Annotated in this window: 16 protein-coding genes; 4 read left to right on the forward strand and 12 right to left on the reverse strand. The window is 69.4% G+C overall.

Translation table 11 applies throughout. The features are described from left to right. Nucleotides 1–21 precede the first annotated feature (21 nt). Nucleotides 22–1,851, forward strand: a complete 1,830-nt coding sequence (locus ACX80U_RS13080) for an immune inhibitor A domain-containing protein (RefSeq protein WP_459268773.1) — start codon at nucleotides 22–24, stop codon at nucleotides 1,849–1,851. 58 nt (nucleotides 1,852–1,909) lie between these two features. Here ACX80U_RS13080 and ACX80U_RS13085 read toward each other — a convergent pair whose 3' ends face one another. Further along, nucleotides 1,910–2,590: a hypothetical protein gene (locus tag ACX80U_RS13085; RefSeq protein WP_459268774.1), complete on the reverse strand. Its 681-nt coding sequence runs from the start codon at nucleotides 2,588–2,590 to the stop codon at nucleotides 1,910–1,912. Between the two features lie 213 nt (nucleotides 2,591–2,803). After that, nucleotides 2,804–3,247 (reverse strand): GtrA family protein, encoded by a 444-nt coding sequence (locus ACX80U_RS13090; RefSeq protein WP_459268775.1) that lies wholly within the window; start codon nucleotides 3,245–3,247, stop codon nucleotides 2,804–2,806. Between the two features lie 173 nt (nucleotides 3,248–3,420). Between ACX80U_RS13090 and ACX80U_RS13095 the strand changes: the two genes are divergently transcribed. Continuing rightward, entirely contained in the window at nucleotides 3,421–4,434 is a 1,014-nt protein-coding gene (locus ACX80U_RS13095) for a zinc-binding dehydrogenase (protein ID WP_459268776.1), read from the forward strand. Nucleotides 4,435–4,452: 18 nt separating this feature from the next. Here ACX80U_RS13095 and ACX80U_RS13100 read toward each other — a convergent pair whose 3' ends face one another. The 9 genes from ACX80U_RS13100 to ACX80U_RS13140 all read right to left on the reverse strand — a co-directional run bounded on the left by ACX80U_RS13100 (nucleotide 4,453) and on the right by ACX80U_RS13140 (nucleotide 13,733). After that, complete coding sequence (locus ACX80U_RS13100; protein WP_133080218.1) at nucleotides 4,453–5,445, reverse strand: LacI family DNA-binding transcriptional regulator; 993 nt, start codon at nucleotides 5,443–5,445, stop codon at nucleotides 4,453–4,455. A 131-nt stretch (nucleotides 5,446–5,576) separates the two neighbouring features. Then, nucleotides 5,577–8,165, reverse strand: coding sequence for a family 78 glycoside hydrolase catalytic domain (locus ACX80U_RS13105; protein WP_459268777.1), 2,589 nt, complete (start codon nucleotides 8,163–8,165; stop codon nucleotides 5,577–5,579). Between the two features lie 68 nt (nucleotides 8,166–8,233). Next, nucleotides 8,234–9,142 carry a carbohydrate ABC transporter permease gene (locus ACX80U_RS13110; RefSeq protein ID WP_133080220.1) on the reverse strand — a complete coding sequence of 303 codons (909 nt, stop codon included), beginning with the start codon at nucleotides 9,140–9,142 and terminating at the stop codon, nucleotides 8,234–8,236. A gap of 3 nt (nucleotides 9,143–9,145) precedes the next feature. Further along, complete coding sequence (locus ACX80U_RS13115; RefSeq protein WP_133080221.1) at nucleotides 9,146–10,030, reverse strand: carbohydrate ABC transporter permease; 885 nt, start codon at nucleotides 10,028–10,030, stop codon at nucleotides 9,146–9,148. Between the two features lie 105 nt (nucleotides 10,031–10,135). Then, entirely contained in the window at nucleotides 10,136–11,434 is a 1,299-nt protein-coding gene (locus ACX80U_RS13120; RefSeq protein WP_208741813.1) for an ABC transporter substrate-binding protein, read from the reverse strand. Between the two features lie 84 nt (nucleotides 11,435–11,518). After that, the gene (locus ACX80U_RS13125; RefSeq protein WP_459268778.1) at nucleotides 11,519–11,656 is read right to left on the reverse strand and encodes a hypothetical protein; all 138 of its coding nucleotides are present in this window, start codon (nucleotides 11,654–11,656) and stop codon (nucleotides 11,519–11,521) included. An 18-nt stretch (nucleotides 11,657–11,674) separates the two neighbouring features. Further along, complete coding sequence (locus ACX80U_RS13130; protein WP_459268779.1) at nucleotides 11,675–12,196, reverse strand: flavin reductase family protein; 522 nt, start codon at nucleotides 12,194–12,196, stop codon at nucleotides 11,675–11,677. 47 nt (nucleotides 12,197–12,243) lie between these two features. Then, a complete protein-coding gene (gene soxR, locus ACX80U_RS13135) occupies nucleotides 12,244–12,681 on the reverse strand; it encodes a redox-sensitive transcriptional activator SoxR (RefSeq protein WP_208739516.1) in 438 nt (145 codons plus the stop codon). Between the two features lie 194 nt (nucleotides 12,682–12,875). Further along, complete coding sequence (locus ACX80U_RS13140; RefSeq protein WP_459268780.1) at nucleotides 12,876–13,733, reverse strand: SDR family oxidoreductase; 858 nt, start codon at nucleotides 13,731–13,733, stop codon at nucleotides 12,876–12,878. A 221-nt stretch (nucleotides 13,734–13,954) separates the two neighbouring features. Between ACX80U_RS13140 and ACX80U_RS13145 the strand changes: the two genes are divergently transcribed. Next, nucleotides 13,955–15,073, forward strand: a complete 1,119-nt coding sequence (locus tag ACX80U_RS13145; RefSeq protein ID WP_459268781.1) for a Gfo/Idh/MocA family protein — start codon at nucleotides 13,955–13,957, stop codon at nucleotides 15,071–15,073. A gap of 35 nt (nucleotides 15,074–15,108) precedes the next feature. After that, nucleotides 15,109–15,873: a ThuA domain-containing protein gene (locus ACX80U_RS13150; RefSeq protein ID WP_133080479.1), complete on the forward strand. Its 765-nt coding sequence runs from the start codon at nucleotides 15,109–15,111 to the stop codon at nucleotides 15,871–15,873. On the opposite strand, the gene ACX80U_RS13155 is transcribed toward ACX80U_RS13150, so the two are convergent. Continuing rightward, on the reverse strand, nucleotides 15,870–16,550 hold the full coding sequence (locus ACX80U_RS13155; RefSeq protein WP_459268782.1) for a nucleoside/nucleotide kinase family protein: 681 nt from the start codon (nucleotides 16,548–16,550) through the stop codon (nucleotides 15,870–15,872). The two genes, ACX80U_RS13150 and ACX80U_RS13155, sit on opposite strands and share 4 nt — an antisense overlap. Between the last annotated feature and the right edge of the window lie 26 nt (nucleotides 16,551–16,576).

Here is a 16,576-nt window from a genome sequence, read left to right on the forward strand (position 1 = left end):
ATATTTCACTAAGGAGAACCCTTGAATCTCACACCTCGTACCCGGGGGCTGCGGTGCGCGATGGCGCTCGCCGTGACCAGCGCCGTCGTGCTCGCTCCCGTGAGCGCACAGGCCACCACCGGCACCGCGGCGGACGCATCGACCGCGACGTCGTCCTTCACCTCCTCGCCCAGCGCCGACGGCGCGGCCGTGAAGCTCGACGACCGTTCCGACCCTGCAGCGGAGGAGCGCCGCGACCTCAACCAGCAGGGCCTGGCGAAGGTCCTCTCCGGAGAGGCCAAGGTCGAGGACCGCGGCGGCTCGAAGGCCGTCAAGGTCGCTCCCGGCCAGTGGGCACAGTACGGCCTGCAGGACAGCGACCAGATCCTGTCCTTCCTCGTCGATTTCGGCGAAAAGATCGACCCGCGCTTCCCGACCTCGACGGCAGGCCCGACGCACAACGCCATCAAGGAGCCGAACCGGGCGGTGGACAACTCCACCTACTGGTCCGACACCTTCGACCGCGAGCACTACCTCGACATGTTCTTCAGCGAGGAGGGCGAGTCGCTGAAGGGCGTCTACGAGGAGATGTCCAGCGGCCGGTACACGGTCGACGGCGACGTCAGCGACTGGGTGACCGTGCCCTACAACTCGGCGAGCTACGGCGAGACCGAGAGCCAGGCGGACATGACCCGCTTCGTGCAGGACACCGCGAACGCCTGGTACGACTCGCAGGTCGCGGCCGGCAAGACCGCAGCCGAGATCGACGCCCACCTCGCGACGTTCGACCAGTGGGACCGCTACGACTTCGACAAGGACGGCGACTTCGACGAGGCCGACGGCTACATCGACCACTTCCAGGCCATCCACGCGGGCGAGGGCGAGGAGGCAGGCGCGGCGTCGTCCGCCATCTGGTCCCACCGCTGGGCCGTCGGCCAGGCGGGGCGCGGCACCTCCGGCCCCGCGGCCAACCCCTTCGGCGGCATCAAGATCGGCGATTCCGACATCTGGATCCGCGACTACACTACGGAGCCCGAGAACGGCGGCCTCGGCGTCTTCGCGCACGAGTACGGTCACGACCTCGGCCTGCCCGACCTGTACGACACGAGCGGCGGCGAGAACGGCACCGGCTTCTGGACGCTCATGAGCTCCGGTTCGTGGCTCGGCCACGGGGACGGCTCCATCGGCACCACCCCGAACCACATGGGTGCCTGGGAGAAGCTGCAGCTCGGCTGGCTGGACTACGACGTCGCCACGGCGGGCGTGAAGTCCACCCACAAGATCGGCCCCTCGTTCCACGCCACGAAGGCCCCGCAGGCCGTCGTCGTGAACCTGCCCAAGGACGCGGCCGGCAAGAACCGCTTCTACATCGCCGAGAACCGCGTGTACGCGGGCTACGACGCGACGCTCGCCACCGGCCCGTACAACTTCGGCTGGGGCGTCACCGCGCCGGACACCGTGGAGCACTACGCGTACCAGGACGGCCTGAGCGTGACCTACTGGAACACCGCGCAGACCAACAACAACACGCGCCAGCACCCGGGCGCCGGCCTGGCCCTGCCGGTCGACGCCCACCCCAAGGCGCTCACCTGGTCGGACGGCACCGTCGTGCGCAACCGCATCCAGAGCTTCGATGCCACCTTCGGCAAGCAGGCGACGGATGCGCTGAACCTGCACCGCGAGACCGCGGCGGGCATGACCACGCTCACGGCGCCCTCGCAGCCGGGCGTCGCCGTCTTCGACGACACCAACCCCAACGCCTACTACGACGCCACGAACCCGCAGGGTTCCGTCGTCGTCGCCGGCACCGGGACGAAGATCGAGGTCGTCCAGTCCAACTCGACGGGCATGCTGACCCTTCAGGTCCGCTAGCCCCGTAAGCCACACACAGAAGGAGCCGGGAGATCCTCCCGGCTCCTTCTGTGTGTTCCTAGTGCGTGTGCCGCTTCCGGCGCGGCTGCGAGACGACGGCGATCCCCAGGGCCAGGGCGACCGCCACCAGGCTCAGGATGCCTGCTGCCACATAACGTGCAGACAGTGCGTCCCCGGTCCGGGCCTCGGCTTCGGCCACCGAGTTCTCGGTCTGCGGCCGGCCCGAGGAGAGGTCCGGCCCTGTCACGACCGGGCCGGTGGCCGGATCGATCCGTGTCGGCGACAGTGCGGGCGCTTCCATCCCGCCGACTCCGCCGGCGTTGTCGCCGGGGACCACGACCGGTGCGGGCGACGACTCCGTAAACGATTCCGGCGGTGCCGTACTGCTGCCCGACGCCGACGCGCGCGGGGACGGCGAAGCAGGGGTCGCACCCGGCTCGGGCTCGGTGCTCGCCACCGTCGGCTCCGGCTCGGGCGGGACGACGGGAGACTCGGACGGCGCGGGTTCTACGGCAGGAGGATCGACCGTCGGTGTGGGCTCCCCCGTGGGTTCCGTTCCGGGGAGTGTGCCCGGATCGACCGGCGGCGGAGCCGGGTCCGTCACCACGGGTTGTCCGGGTACGGCCGTCGGCGGTGCGATGGCCTCCTCCGGACCCGGAGTGGCCGGAACCAGCGGGTCCACCTGCGCTGCGGGCAGGGTCATCGGCATCGCGGACTGCGCGGGAGCCGGTCCGGCCACGGCGAGCAGGAGTCCGCCGCCGAGGGCCAGGGCTGTGAGTGCGGTGGGGGCGCGGATGGCGGAGTCTTTCAGGAGGTGGGGGAACGACGGCGGGAAGGGCGGGCAGCCTTCCGAAGCATGCTGACTGTCAGTCCCTACCCTACGCCGGGGCGCGAGTCGTGCCCATCCCGGTCGGCGTGCCGTTCATCGCTTGCCAGGGTTCGACGGGATCGTTCAGGAACCCGCGGCGCAGAGCGTCGCGGTCGCGGCCGGCAGCGCGGGGCGGAAGACGAAGAACCGGTAGGCCACGTAGCGGAAGACGTTGCCGAGGAGGACCCCGACGACGTTCGCCGAGATGTTGTTCGCCAGGGGGCTCGTCAGCCCGAGGAGGTAGTGGGATACGACGAGGCAGGCGGCGGCTATGCCGAGCCCGACGAGGTTGGTGAGGGCGAAGAGGATCGCCTCCTCGCGCTTCGGCCGTCCCGCGAACGCGCGGAAGGTCACGTAGTGGCTCCCGAGCCACGAGACGCCGGTGGCCAGCGCCACCGAGACGATCTTGGAGGTGATGGGCCCGACTCCGAAGCCGAGGGCGAGGATGTTGAACACCGAGATGTCGACGAGGAAGGCCACCGTTCCCACGGCGGCGAAGGATCCGAGCCTCTGCAGGGCTTCGCGCACGGTCTGTGTCCTTTCCTCGACAGCACTCCATTCTACTCTTAGGTTGCCTAAGCAACTGACGATCGGTGGAGAGACATGGCGCACAGCGGCGGGTCAAGGCGTTCCTCCACCTCGGGGCCCCTCGCCCACGCTGGCTAGCATGAAAGCGCCCCATCACCCATCACGGAGGACCCATGAACGAGACCATGCTCGCCGGAAGGCTCAACGTCAGCACCGGGACCTTCGAGGTCAGGGAGGTGCCGGTACCCGTCCCCGGGCCGGGGTTCGTCCGGATCCGGGTGCAGGCTGCCGGTGTGTGCCTGTCCGACGTCCACCTCATCGAGGGACTGCTCAAACCGCTGCACTTGCAGGGCGACGAGGTCACCCTGGGGCACGAGGTCGCCGGCAGCGTCGACCTGCCGGGCGACGGGGTCGAGGGCTGGGCCGAGGGTGACCGCGTGGTGCTGCAGGCGGGGTACGAGTACAAGGGCGTCACCCTCACCATGGGCGTCGACTACGACGGCGGCTGGGCCGAATACGTGGTGGTGCCCGCCGGAGTGCTGGTGCCGTTGAGCGCGGACTTCTCCTACGAGCAGGCCTCGATCATCCCCGATGCCGTCTCGACGCCCTGGGCCTCGATCGTGTCCACCGGCAAGGTCCGTGCCGCGGAGGCCGTGGGGGTGTGGGGTGTCGGCGGGCTCGGAGCCCACGGCGTGCAGTTGCTGCGCATGGTGGGTGCCGCCCCGATCATCGCCGTCGACCCGCTGCCCGAGGCACGCGAGCGGGCGCTCGCCTTCGGCGCCGATGTGGCGCTCGATCCGCGCGCCGACGACTTCTCGGCGGCCATGGCCGCCGCGACCGCCGGGCGCGGTCTCGACGTCGCCTTCGACTTCGCAGGCGTGGACGCCGTGCGCGCCCAGGCCCTCGCCAGCCTGGGACTGCAGGGCCGGCTCGTGCTGGTGGGTCTGAGCGGCAACCCGATCACCGTCTCCGACAGCACCGCCTTCTCCTACACGCGCAAGCAGGTCCGCGGCCACTACGGGTCGGAGGCCCACCACGTACCGCAGCTCGTGGCGCTCACCGAGCTCGGGCGCCTCGACTTCGCCCGGTCCATCAGTGACACCCTTCCGCTGCGTGATGCCGCAGCCGCCGTTGCGCGCCTCGAACGCAAGGAGGGGAACCCGATCCGCCTGGTGCTGGTGCCCTGAGCCGGCCGCAGGTGCGCGCTAGTGCGCGACGGTGCTCCTGCGCACGATGAGCGAGGGCTCGAGGGTGATGCGGCGGTGTTCATGGGTGCGGGGATTGTCGATCTCGTCGATGAGTAGCCGCAGGGCCTCCTCGCCCATCTCGTGGCCCGGCTGGCTCACCGTGGACATGGGGATGGCGGCCTCGGATGCGAACTGGTTGTTGTCGTAGCCGATGACGGCGACATCGGACGGTACGGTGACCCCGGCGTCCGTGAGTTCGTGGATGAGTCCGGCCGCCAGCTGGTCGGCCGGAGCGAGGATGCCGTCGGGAATGGCGCCGTCCTCGAGGAGCTGCCGCCCGATCGAACGGCCGCTGGCGCTCTTGAGGTTGCGGCTCGGGATCACCTGAAGGGTCACTCCGTTCCCGCGTTCCCGCACGGCGCGCTGTGCACCCTCGCGGCGGGCGTTCACGGCGTGGAGGTCGCTCGGCCCGCCCGCGAAGAGTAGGCGGGTGCGCCCCAGGTCCATGAGGTGCGTGGCGGCGAGGTATCCGCCGTGCTCCTCGTCGACCACCACGCTGCAGCAGTCGGTGCGGTCCCCCGCGTAGTTCACGAGCACGATGTTGCGGCCGTGCCTCCGCACGCGATCCACGCCGTCGAGACCAGCGTCGAGCGGTGCGAGGATGATGCCGGCGACACGGGCCTCGTCGAAGATGTCGAGGTAGGACTCCTGCTTCTCGAACGTCACGTCGCTGTTCGCCAGGAGCAGGGAGCGCCCCGCCGAACTGGCCGCCCGCTCGGCACCGCGGGCGATGTCCACGAACAGGGAGTTGCCCACATCGGTCAGGATGAGCCCCACCGTGTTGCTCCTCCCCGCAGCGAGCGACCGCGCGGCATCATTGCGGACGAACCCGAGTTCGTCGATGGCGGCCGTGACACGGGCGATGGTCTTCGCCGACACGATCTCCGGCTTGTTCAGCACGTGCGAGACGGTGCCGAGCGAGACCCCGGCGAGACGTGCGACGTCGTTCATGCTGGGGGCAGCGGACAAGTCATCGCTCGCTGGCTGGACGGCTGGCACGGCACCTCGATCGGAGTTCGCACGGGGGACCATCCCGGAACGGGATGGTGATTCGGGCAGGGTATCCCTATGGTAGGCGACCCCTAGCGCGCCGCAGCCAGCTGGACGAACGTGTGCGTACCGGATCCGACGGACACGGGGTCCCGGCCCGGGAGGTCGACGACACCGGTGGAGCCGGTCGGCACCGTGACCTCCACCGACAGGTTGCCTGCCTCGAGCGTCCAGGTGATCGACGCCGAGCCGTAGGGGGTCTCGTGCCGGGCGCTCGCAGAGGTCAGCCCGCCTCCCGGGCGCGGCCGGAACAGGATGCTGCGATACCCCGGGGCGGCCGGCGCGAGACCGGCGACCACGCGGTGCATCCAGTCGGCCACGGCGCCGAGCGCGTAGTGGTTGAACGAGGTCATGTTGCCGGGATTGATGGAACCGTCGGGCAGCATGCTGTCCCACCGTTCCCAGATGGTGGTCGCGCCCTGCCCCACGGCATACAACCAGGACGGGCATTCCTCCTCCAGCAGCAGGGCATAGGCGGTCTCGACGTCGCCGACACTCGTGAGGGCGTCGGTGACGAGCGGGGTCCCGGCGAACCCGGTGGCGATCCGGTTCCCCGCGTGGCCCACGAGTTCCGCCAGCCGCTCGCCGCCGCGGCGCCGCTGCTCCTCGGTGGGAGCGAGCCCGAAGGCCAGGACGAGTGCGTACGCCGTCTGCGCGTCGCTGACGACACGGCCGGACGGGGAGATGAACTCGCAGGCGAAGGCGTCACGCACCTTCCGTGCGAGCTCACGGTACTGGAGCTCGTCGGCGGTATGGCCCAGGACGCTGGCGATCTCGGCCAGGTGCTGGGTCGACCAGGCGAAGTACGCGGTCGAGACGAGGTAGCGGTCGGTCGTGGCGTCGGCCGGATCGTGGGGCGGCGCAGCGGGATCGAGCCAGTCCCCGAGCTGCATGCCGGTGTTCCAGAGATACGAGTCCCCCGCACGAGCGGCCATCAGGTCCACCCAGGCCTTGGCGCTGGTGTACTGGGCGGCCAGGACGCCGGTGTCGCCGAAGCGCTCGTACAGCTTCCAGGGGGTCAGGACGGCGACGTCCCCCCAGACCGCACCGGGCTGGATGGGTGTCCACTCCTCGCCGCCGGGGATCACGGGCACGTACCACGGCACCGTCCCGTCCTCGAGCTGTTCGGCGGCGACGTCCTTGAGCCACGAGCCGAGCATGCCGGAGCAGTCGTAGAGGAACGTGGCGGTCGGGGCGAAGACCTGCAGGTCGCCCGTCCAGCCCAGCCGCTCGTCGCGCTGCGGGCAGTCGGTGGGGATGTCCACGAAATTGCCGCGCATGCTCCAGCGGACGTTTTCGTGCAGGCGGTTGACGCCGTCGTGCGAAGTCTCGAACCAGCCCGTGCGCTCCATGTCCGTGTGGTAGACGCGGGCGGTGATGGCGGTCATCGGGTCCTCACCCGTCCAGCCCGTGAGTTCGGCGTACCGGAAGCCGTGGATGGTGAAGCGTGGTTCCCACTCGGCGTCGTCGTCGCCGGCCGCGATGTAGGCGTCGGTCGCCGCCGCGCCGCGCAGCGGCCGCGTGCCCAGTTCGCCGTCCTCCAGGACCTCCGCATGGCGCAGGCGGATCTCCTGTCCGCGCGCGAGGCCCGACAGGCGGAGCCGGAGCCGGCCCACGAGGTTCTGCCCGAAGTCGACAAGGGTCTTGCCCGACGGGGAGGTGGTCACCGCGACCGGCGGGAGTTCCTCCGTGCAGCGGACGGGTGGACCGTCGGGTGCCACCAGGGTCGCGGGATCCCGCGGCATGACCCGCACGGGCGTCCATGCTGCGTCGTCGAACCCGGGAGCGGACCAGCCAGCCGGCATCTCGCGCGCGTCATAGTGCTCACCCTCGTACAGCCCGGTGCTGAGGATCGGTCCGAACCCCGCACGCCACGTCTCGTCCGTTCCGAGCACCGTGGTGGAACCGTCGTCGTGCGTGATGTGCAACTGGGCCAGCAGTGCGATGTCACTCCCGTACAGGTTCGGGTAGCCGCCATGGAAGCCGAGGCGTCCGCGGTACCAACCGTCGGCGAGCCATGCGCCGATCGCGTTGCTGCCGGGCACCAGTGCGTCGCTCACGTCATAGGTGGCGTAGCGCAGGCGCCGGCCGTACACCGTCCAGCCCGGCGCGAGTGCCTCGTTGCCGATCCGCTGCCCGTTGATCTCCACCTCGTAGAGCCCGTGGGCGGTGACATACAGGCGTGCCTCGCGGACGGGCTTCTCGAGGGAGAAACCGCGGCGGAGGAGGGGAGGGCGGCGCAGCGCCTCCGGGTCCTCGTCCCATTTCGGTGCCACGGCGCGCGCTGTCCAGTCCGTCGGGTCGAGCAGGCCGGTCTCGGCGGTGGCGGCGGGGCTCCACGCGCTCGGTTCGACGTCGTCGGCCCCCCACACCCGGACGCGCACCGTGACGGCCGTCCGTGACGGGAGGTCGCCTGCAGGCCAGGGCACCAGGACCGACTCGGGGGACGTGACGACCACGGACGACCACGTGTCGGTGCCGCGGACGACCTCGATCTCGTACCGCTGCTGCACCCAGCCGGGCTCCGCCCGTGTCTTCCAGCTCAGTCGGGGCCGCCGCTCGCCGATCCCGAGGGGCTCCCGGTGGTGCTCGAAGGAGACAGGGCTGACGGTGGTTGGCATGGGAGATCCTTTGGTGGTGGCCACCGGGGTGGCGAAAGCGGGTGCGGCACAGCGGGAGGGGGAAGGGGTCAGCCCTTGACGGAGCCGGCGGCCAGGCCCTTCATGACGCGCTGGTTGAGGAAGAGATAGATGGCCAGGGTGCCGAAGACGTTGATGCAGATGGCGGCGAACAGCGGACCGTACTGCACTGCTCCGAACTGCCCTGTGAAGTTGAGCAGGCCGACCTGGATGGTGCTGAGGTCGCTGTTGTTCGCGAAGGTCAGGGCGATCAGCAGGTCGTTCCAGATGAAGAAGAACTGCACGAGCGCCACGGTGAAGACCGCGTTGCGGACCATCGGGAACCCGATCGAGAGAAAGGACCGGATGATGCTCGCGCCGTCCAGGGTCGAGGCCTCGAACACCTCGCGAGGCACGGCGCGGAAGTAGGTGGCCATCATGAACACCGTGAGCGGAAGGCCGGTGGCGGTGTAGGTGATGATGAGGGGCCACAGCGTCCCGGTCAGGCCCGCATTGAAGTACGCCGAGAAGAGGGGGAGCAGGATCATCTGGCCCGGCACCATGATGCCCGTCAGGAAGATCAGCAGGACGCCGTTGCGCCCCTTCCACACCATGACCTCCAGGGCGAAGCCGGCGGCCACGCCGAGCACGATGATCAGCGCCAGCGACGGCAGCGTGGCCATGAGCGAGTTCGCCACGAAGACTGCGATGTTGCCGGTGGTCCACGCCTCTATGTAATTGTCGAAGTTCAGCGACCCGGGCAGGGACCAGACCGGATCGTTGAGGAACTCCTGCTGCGTCTTGAACGAGCCGAGCACCAGCCACAGCAGCGGATAGAGCTCGACGACGAGCAGCAGGGCGATCAGCAGGTGGACGGGAAGCTTTGCGAGGCGTTTGCCGGCGCGGGAGCGCGAGCGACGCGGCTCCTGGCGCTGCATCGCCTCGAGCGGGGCCTTGCGGGCGGGTACCTGGGTGCTCATGGCTCAGTCCTTGGTGAGGTCGCGGCGCGAGGACCGGAAGATGAAGATGGTCACGATGAGGCACAGCAGCGTCAGCAGCAGGGCGATCGAGCTGCCGTACCCGTAGTCGCCGAAGGCGAAGGAGGTGCGGAACATGTACAGCGTCAGCGGGGTGGTCGAGGACCCGGGGCCGCCGTTGGTCAGCGCCACGATGGAGTCGAAGACCTTGAGGGTGCCGTTGATGCTGAAGATGATCGAGGACAGCAGGACGGGCATGGACAGCGGGAGCACGATGCTCCTGATGAGCCGCCAGCCGGTGGCGCCGTCGAGCCGCGCCGACTCGAGCATGTCCTCCGGGATGTCCACGAGGCCCGCGTACAGCAGCACGGCGTAGAAGCCCATGGACCGCCAGATGTCCATGAGGACGATGACCCAGAAGGCGCTCGACGCGTTGCCGAACCAGTCCACCGATTCGATGCCCACACCGTTGAGCAGGCTGTTCACGAGCCCGTTCTGCGGGGCGATCTCGAACATCTTCTGGAACAGCAGGGCCACGGCGACGGTCGGCAGGACCACGGGGAAGAATACGAGCGTACGGATGATGTTCGAGGACTTCTTCAGGATGAACACGTACATCAGCGAGAGCAGGTAGCCCATGACGATCTGCCCCACGGTGATCACGACGGCGTAGCGGACCGTGAAGGAGAGTGCCGTGCGGACCTCGGGATCGGTGAACAGCCGCGTGAGGTTGTCCGTGCCGGCGAAGGTGAATCCCGAGATCGCATTTCCGCTGAAGAAGGTGTAGCCCATCGACCAGAAGATGGGGACGAGCATCACCAGGGAGTACACCAGCAGCGCTGGGCCCAGGAGGATGACGAGGGCTTTCTTGTCGCCCAGTACTGACTGCATGGTGGTCCTTTGGTCTACGTCTGCCGACCGCTCCTTGCTGCGGCCCGCGAGAGAGCGGTGGTAGAAGCGTGGGGGAGGGGTGGGCCCCTCCTCCACGCGGCGGCCCTACTTGAGGGCGGACTGGACCGTGTCCATGAACTGCTCGGGGCTCATGCTCCCGGTCACCAGCGGCGCGGCGTTGGTCTGGCTCGCCGTCGTCGCCTGGGTGCCGAAGAGGGCCTCGAACCAGAGGACGCTCTCGCTCGTGTCCGAGATGGTCTGCTGCACCGTCTGGGTGAGCGGGTCTACGTCGACCTCCTCGTTCACCTTGAAGCCCGAGATGGAACCCTGGTTCGCGAGAGCCGAGCTGCCGTAGTTCTCGGTGATGCACTTCAGCCACTCACCGGCCTGCTCGTTGTAGGCCTTCTCGGAAATGGCCATGGGCAGGCCCACGTTGGCCGCGTACTGGTTCTCGATACCGGCGCCCCCTTCGACCCGGGGGAACGGCATGAAGCCGATGTTGTCGAGGCCGATCTGGTTGGCTGCCTCGTCGTTGAAGTTCGCGAGGACCCAGCTGCCCATGTAGAGCATGCCGGCCTCACCGTTGAGGAACTGGTTGATCGCGGTGTCGTAGTCGATCGATCCGACGCCCTCACCGAAGTAGCCCTTCTGCCCGAGGTCGGCGACGGCTGCTGCGGCCTCGACGTACTCGGGGTCGGTGAGCTTCGCCTCGCCGTCGGCGACCTTCTGCAGGGCGTCCTTGCCGAGGTCGCTGAACAGGTAGCCGCTGATGAGGCGGGTGAGCGGCCACCCCTGCTCGCCCGACGCGGAGAGGGGCGTGACGCCGGAGGTGTCGAGGGTGTCGGCGGCCGCGACGAAGTCGTCCCAGGTCTGCGGCACCTCGATCCCGTTGTCCGCGAAGAGCTGCTTGTTGTACCAGATGCCCTCGACGTTGTACTGGTAGGGCAGGACGTTGAAGCCGCCGTACAGGGCCTTGATCGTGTCGATCGCTGCGGGCTCCACCTGGTCGAGAACGCCGAGGTCGGTCAGGGTCGCTTCCAGGTCGAGGACGTTGCCGGACGCCGCCAGCTCCTTGGTCAGTGCGGGAGCGTTGCCGGCCGCGTACTGGAGGGGGAGGGCGTCCTGCCCTGCCAGCAGCTGGAGCTGCTGGTCCAGGTTGGTCTGGGGCACCGTGTCGACCTTGAGGGGCATCGCGTCCGCGGCGGTCTTGCACTGGTCGCCGGCGAGGGTTTCCAGCTCGGTGGGGATGGTGGTGTTCTCGACATTGGTGAGGAAGGAGAATTCTCCCGCCCCTGCTTCGCTGCCTCCGCCGTCGCCCGAGCTGCCTGCTCCGCAGGCGGTCAGCAGGAGCGATGCAGTGCTGAGTCCTACGCCCAGGAGCAGCATCCGGTTCTTCCTCCGCATGGTGGCCACGTTTTCCTCCTTGAAAGTGTGCGCCCCTTTTTGAAGCGTTTCAATTATTGAGAGTAGGGCTGCCGGGCAAGTGTGTCAACTGTCACAGTCGAAAGTTTCGTTCCTCCGGCAGGCCGCGCCCTCGAGTGCCTCGTCGACGCCGTTGAACGCCCGCCAGGCCGCGGCGAGGGTCCGCTCGTTCAGGGTCGACGGGCGGGCCCTCGCGTGGATCATGGCAGAGTCGCCGTGGCCTCAGCCCAGCAGCGACCGGTCGTCCAGGCGATGGTAGGACCGGTTGTGGTAGACGAGCGGCGCGATGTCGTCGTCCGCGCCCTGTTCGATGGACAGGACCTCGGCGGCCAGGATCATGGAGCCGCCCACCGGTAGCCGGTGCAGGATGCGGCAGCGCAGGGCCCACGGCGCGTCGGTCAGGAGCGGCTCGCCCGAGGGGAGGGGATGCCAGTCCACGGCTCCGCCGAAGCGGTCGGCGCCCCGGGCCGCGAAGAGGCGGGCGATGCCGAGTTGTTCGGCGCCGAGCAGGTGCACCACGAGGGTGTCCGCCTGGACCAGGGCTGCGGCCGACGACGACGCCGTCGAGACCGAGAAGGCGAGCACGGTCGGTTCCGCCGAGACGGACGACACCGAGGATGCCGTCAGGCCGACCGGGCCCTCGGGGCCCTGCGCGGTGAGGACGGCGATGCCCGCAGGGTGGGCCCGGAACGCGTCCTTGAAGAGCTCGGCGGTGGGGAGGGCGTGACCGGTGGGGGCTGTCATGCCTTTCACGCTAGGACCTCAACAATGGTTGAGGTCAAATCCGCGGTTCAGGGGTCGAGGAGGGTCGAGCGGATGCCCTTCGAGCCGGCCGCGTCGTCCGGATTGACGAATCCGCAGGTCGCGAGCGAGAGGCAACCGCAGCCGATGCAGCCTCCGAGCCTGTCCCGGAGGTGCTCGAGCTGGGCGATGCGCTTGTCGATCTCCTGCTGCCATGCGGCGGACAGCCGCTGCCAGTCCGCCTGGTCCGGCACCCCGTCCCTGGGCAGTTCCGCGAACGCCGTCGCCACGGTGGAGAGCGGGATCCCGGCACGGTGGGCTGCCGCGATGACGGCGACCCGGCGGAGGACGGAGCGGTCGTACCGGCGCTGGTTGCCCGAGGTCCGGCGGCTGTGGATGAGGCCCTGGCGTTCGTAGAAGTGCAGGGCGGAGACGCTCATGCCGCTGCGCGCAGCCAGTTGTCCTACGGAGAGGTCCTGGTCGGGCACGGAACCTTCCTTCCTGCTCGGGCGGAGACGTTACTGCGCGGCGTCGTGCACGGCATTCGGACAACGATGGGTGGATCTGGCGGCGTGTCGCCCCGCGACACGCACTTCGCCCCCAAAAGCCGTGCACGACGCCGCAGCGACAGCAATCGAGGCGCTACGAAACCCGGCACGACGCCGCGGCGGCGGTCGACGCGCTACGCGCCCAGCAGCTCCCCGACGTACTGCTTCAGCGGCGTGGTCGGGCGGCCGATGATGCGCGACAGGGTGCCGTCGCTGTCGGCGAGCAGCCCGGCGGCGATGTTCGCGTCGAGTGCCGCGGCGAAGCCGGCCGAGCCCTCGTCGACCCCCAGGCCCGTGAGGGCGGCGACGTGCTCGTCGGTGGACACGTTGTTCACGGTGACGGGAGTGCCGGCGAGCTCCGAGACGGTGGCGGCGAGTTCGTCGGCGTTCCAGGGCTCGTCACCGCCGAGTTCGAGGATCTCACCGGTGTACTGATCGGACAGCAGCACGACGGCGGCCGCCTCCGCGTAGTCCCCCCGCGTCGCGCTGGCGATCCTGCCGCTGCCGGCGCTCGTGAGGATGGTCCCGGTCGAGGCGGCCTGGCGGATCGTGTCGTCGTAGTTCTCGGTGTACCAGTTGTTGCGCAGCACGGTGTAGGTCAGCCCGGAGCCTTCGAGCAGCCCCTCGGTGGCCTTGTGTTCGGGCGCCAGGACGAGGTCCGACGTCGAGGCCTTCGGTGCGCTCGTGTAGACCAGTTCGGCATCCACCTTGCGGGCGGCGTCGATCACGGCCTTGTGCTGCACGGAGCGCCGGCCCACCTCGTTGCCGGAGATGAGGAGGATCTTCTCCGCGCCCGCGAAGGCGACGTCGAGCGTCGACGGGTCGGCGTAGTCCACGCGCGCCGTGCGGACGCCGTGCGTGGCGAGCTCGGCCAGGGCTGCCTCGTTGCGGCCTCCCGCGACGACGGTGGACGGGTCCACCCCGCGTGCCAGCAGCTGCTCGACGACTCGGCGGCCCAGGTGTCCCGTGGCTCCGGTGATGACGATGGTCATGTGTCCTCCTGTTCGTGCACCTTTTCGGTGCGTCTACAGGCGGTAACGAGGCGGATGGGCAAAGACTTCCCGGGCGCGCCGCACGGGTTACCCGGCCGGAGGTTTCGTGCTCCTGGCGGACCGGATCCGGAAGCACGTGGACAGGAGCCTCGGCGAGGCGGTAGGACTGCTGGAGGGGCTCGTACCGCAGCCGCCGGACCCGACAGCGAAGGATCGCATCCTTGGACGAGCACGCGAGCCACGAGAAGGCGGGCGACGCGCCCACGACGACCGGCCGGCCCCGCCTGAGGGTCGGCGTGGTGGGCATCGGCTGGGCCGGACGCCAGCACCTCCGGGCCTACGCGAACAGCGAGGACGTCGAGATCCTCGGCCTGGCCGGCATGGAGCCGGATCTCCTCGCCGAACTGGCGGAAGAGTACGGGATCCCGCACGCCGTCGCCCGGTGGGAGGACCTGCTCGCCCTCGACGGGCTCGACGCCGTGAGCGTCGCCGTGCCCACGTTCCTCCACGCGCCGATCACCGTCGCCGCCCTGGACCGCGGACTCCACGTCCTGAGCGAGAAGCCGATCGCCCGCAACGGCGACGAGGGCCAGCTGATGGTCGACGCCGCGCGGAAGGCCGGACGCGTGCTCGACGTCGCCTTCAACCACCGCCGCCGCGGTGACATCACGGCGCTCAAGCGCATCATCGACGACGGCGAGCTCGGCCGGCCCTACTACGCCAAGGCGTCGTGGCTGCGCCGCTCCGGCATCCCCTCGCTCGGCAGCTGGTTCACCAACCGGGAGATGGCGGGCGGGGGGCCGCTCGCGGACATCGGCGTCCATGTGCTCGACTACGCACTGCACCTGCTGGGCGAACCGGCGGTCCTCTCCGTCTCGGCCTCGACCTACTCGGAGCTCGGGCCGCAGGGCCGGGGCGGTGGGGCCTACGGCGCGCAGGGAGCGGGATCGGCCTTCGAGGTGGAGGACTTCGCCTCGGCCTTCCTCCGGCTCGACGGCGGTGCGACGCTCCTCGTCGAGGCCGGCTGGGCGGCCTACCGCCATGCGGACGACCTCCTGGACTTCCGGCTCTACGGGACCGACGGAGGCGCCGAGCTGAGCCGGGTCGGGGGACCGGAGGACGCCGTCGAGTCCCTCCACGTCTATTCCGAGCGCGGCGACTACGAGCCCGACGTCGGACCGTCGCTGGGCCATCAGGGCGTGATCGACGATTTCCTCGCCGCGATCCGCGCGGGCGAGTCCGAGTGGGGCCGGCACGACGGCTCCCTGGCCCTCAGCCGCGCCCGGGTCATCGACGCCTGCTACGTCTCCGCAGCCCAGCACCGGGAGGTCCAGCTCTGATGGCGAACGACACGGCGAACGGTATGGCGCCCGATATGGCGCCCGACGTGACCTTCGACGGCAAACCCACGATCGTCGTCTGGAACGAGGGCGTCCACGAGGCTCGGAACGAACCCGCGACCATCGGCGAGATGTATCCCCGGGGCATCCACGGAGCGATTGCAGACTCCCTCGCCCGCTACTTCCCGGGTTCGGACATCACGACGGCGACCCTCGCCGATCCCGACCACGGCCTCACCGAGGAGCGCCTCGCGGGCACCGACGTGCTGCTGTGGTGGGGGCACATCGCCCACGGCGACGTGTCCGACGACGTCGTCGAGCGGGTGCACCGCCACGTGCTGGGCGGCATGGGACTGGTGGTGCTGCACTCGGGACACTTCTCGAAGATCCTCACGCGCCTGCTCGGCACCACCTGCTCGCTCATGTGGCGCAACGACGGCGAACGCGAGCTGGTGTGGACGGTCAAGCCCTCGCATCCCATCGCCGCCGGCGTCGACAGCCCCATCGTCATCCCGGAGCAGGAGATGTACGGGGAGCTCTTCGACATCCCCGAACCCGACGACCTGATCTTCATCAGCTCCTTCGAGGGCGGTGAGGTGTTCCGCTCGGGCGTCACGTTCTCGCGGGGCAAGGGCCGGATCTTCTATTTCAGCCCCGGCGACCAGGAGTACCCCGTCTACCACCATCCGCAGATCCAGCGGGTGCTCGCCAACGGCGTCGACTGGGTGGCGCAGCAGGGCGTGCACCGCACCCCTCCGGGCGTGGAGAACCCGGCGCGCGACTGGTTCCTGGCGGACTAGGGGCGGACGAGGGGTGGACGAGGGGCGGACGAGGGGAGCCGCCAGTCCGAGCAGTCGAGGACCCGGTCCGCACGCGGTCCGGAGGCGTCGACGAGGACCGCGTTCGGCTCGTCCACGTGCCGCACCCACTCCTCGGCGGCACGGGGTGATTTGCCGAACCGGACGTGGCGTTCGACGAGCCGGCGACGGCGGACGTCCGGATCGACGCCGACGAACCAGACCGCGTCCAGGAGGTCCCGTGCCTCGCGCCAGCCGGGCTCGTCGAGCAGCAGGTAGTTGCCCTCCGTGATCACGAGCGACGCGGAGGGTGCGACGGGCAGGGCGTTGGCCAGTGGCTGCTCGAGATCGCGTTCGAAGGACGGTGCGTAGACCGCATGACCCGGGTGGGCACGCAGCCTCGCCAGCAGCGCCGCGTAGCCGTGGGCGTCGAAGGTCTCCGGAGCACCTTTCCGGTCCAGCAGCCCGAGGCGCGACAGTTCCTGATCGGCGAGATGGAACCCGTCCATGGGCACCTGCGCCGAGCGTGCCGGATCGAGGGCCGCGAGCGCCGTCGCGACCGTCGATTTCCCTGCTCCGGGCGGGCCGGCGATCCCCAGCAGCACGCGCCCGCCGTCCTGCAGGCGGGGCAGGATCGGCACGAGGTCCTGCGGTCCGGTGACGACGACCGTCGATCCCATGCCTGCCCTGCCTTCCTGACGAACCT

Source organism: Arthrobacter sp. TmT3-37 (assembly GCF_054510835.1).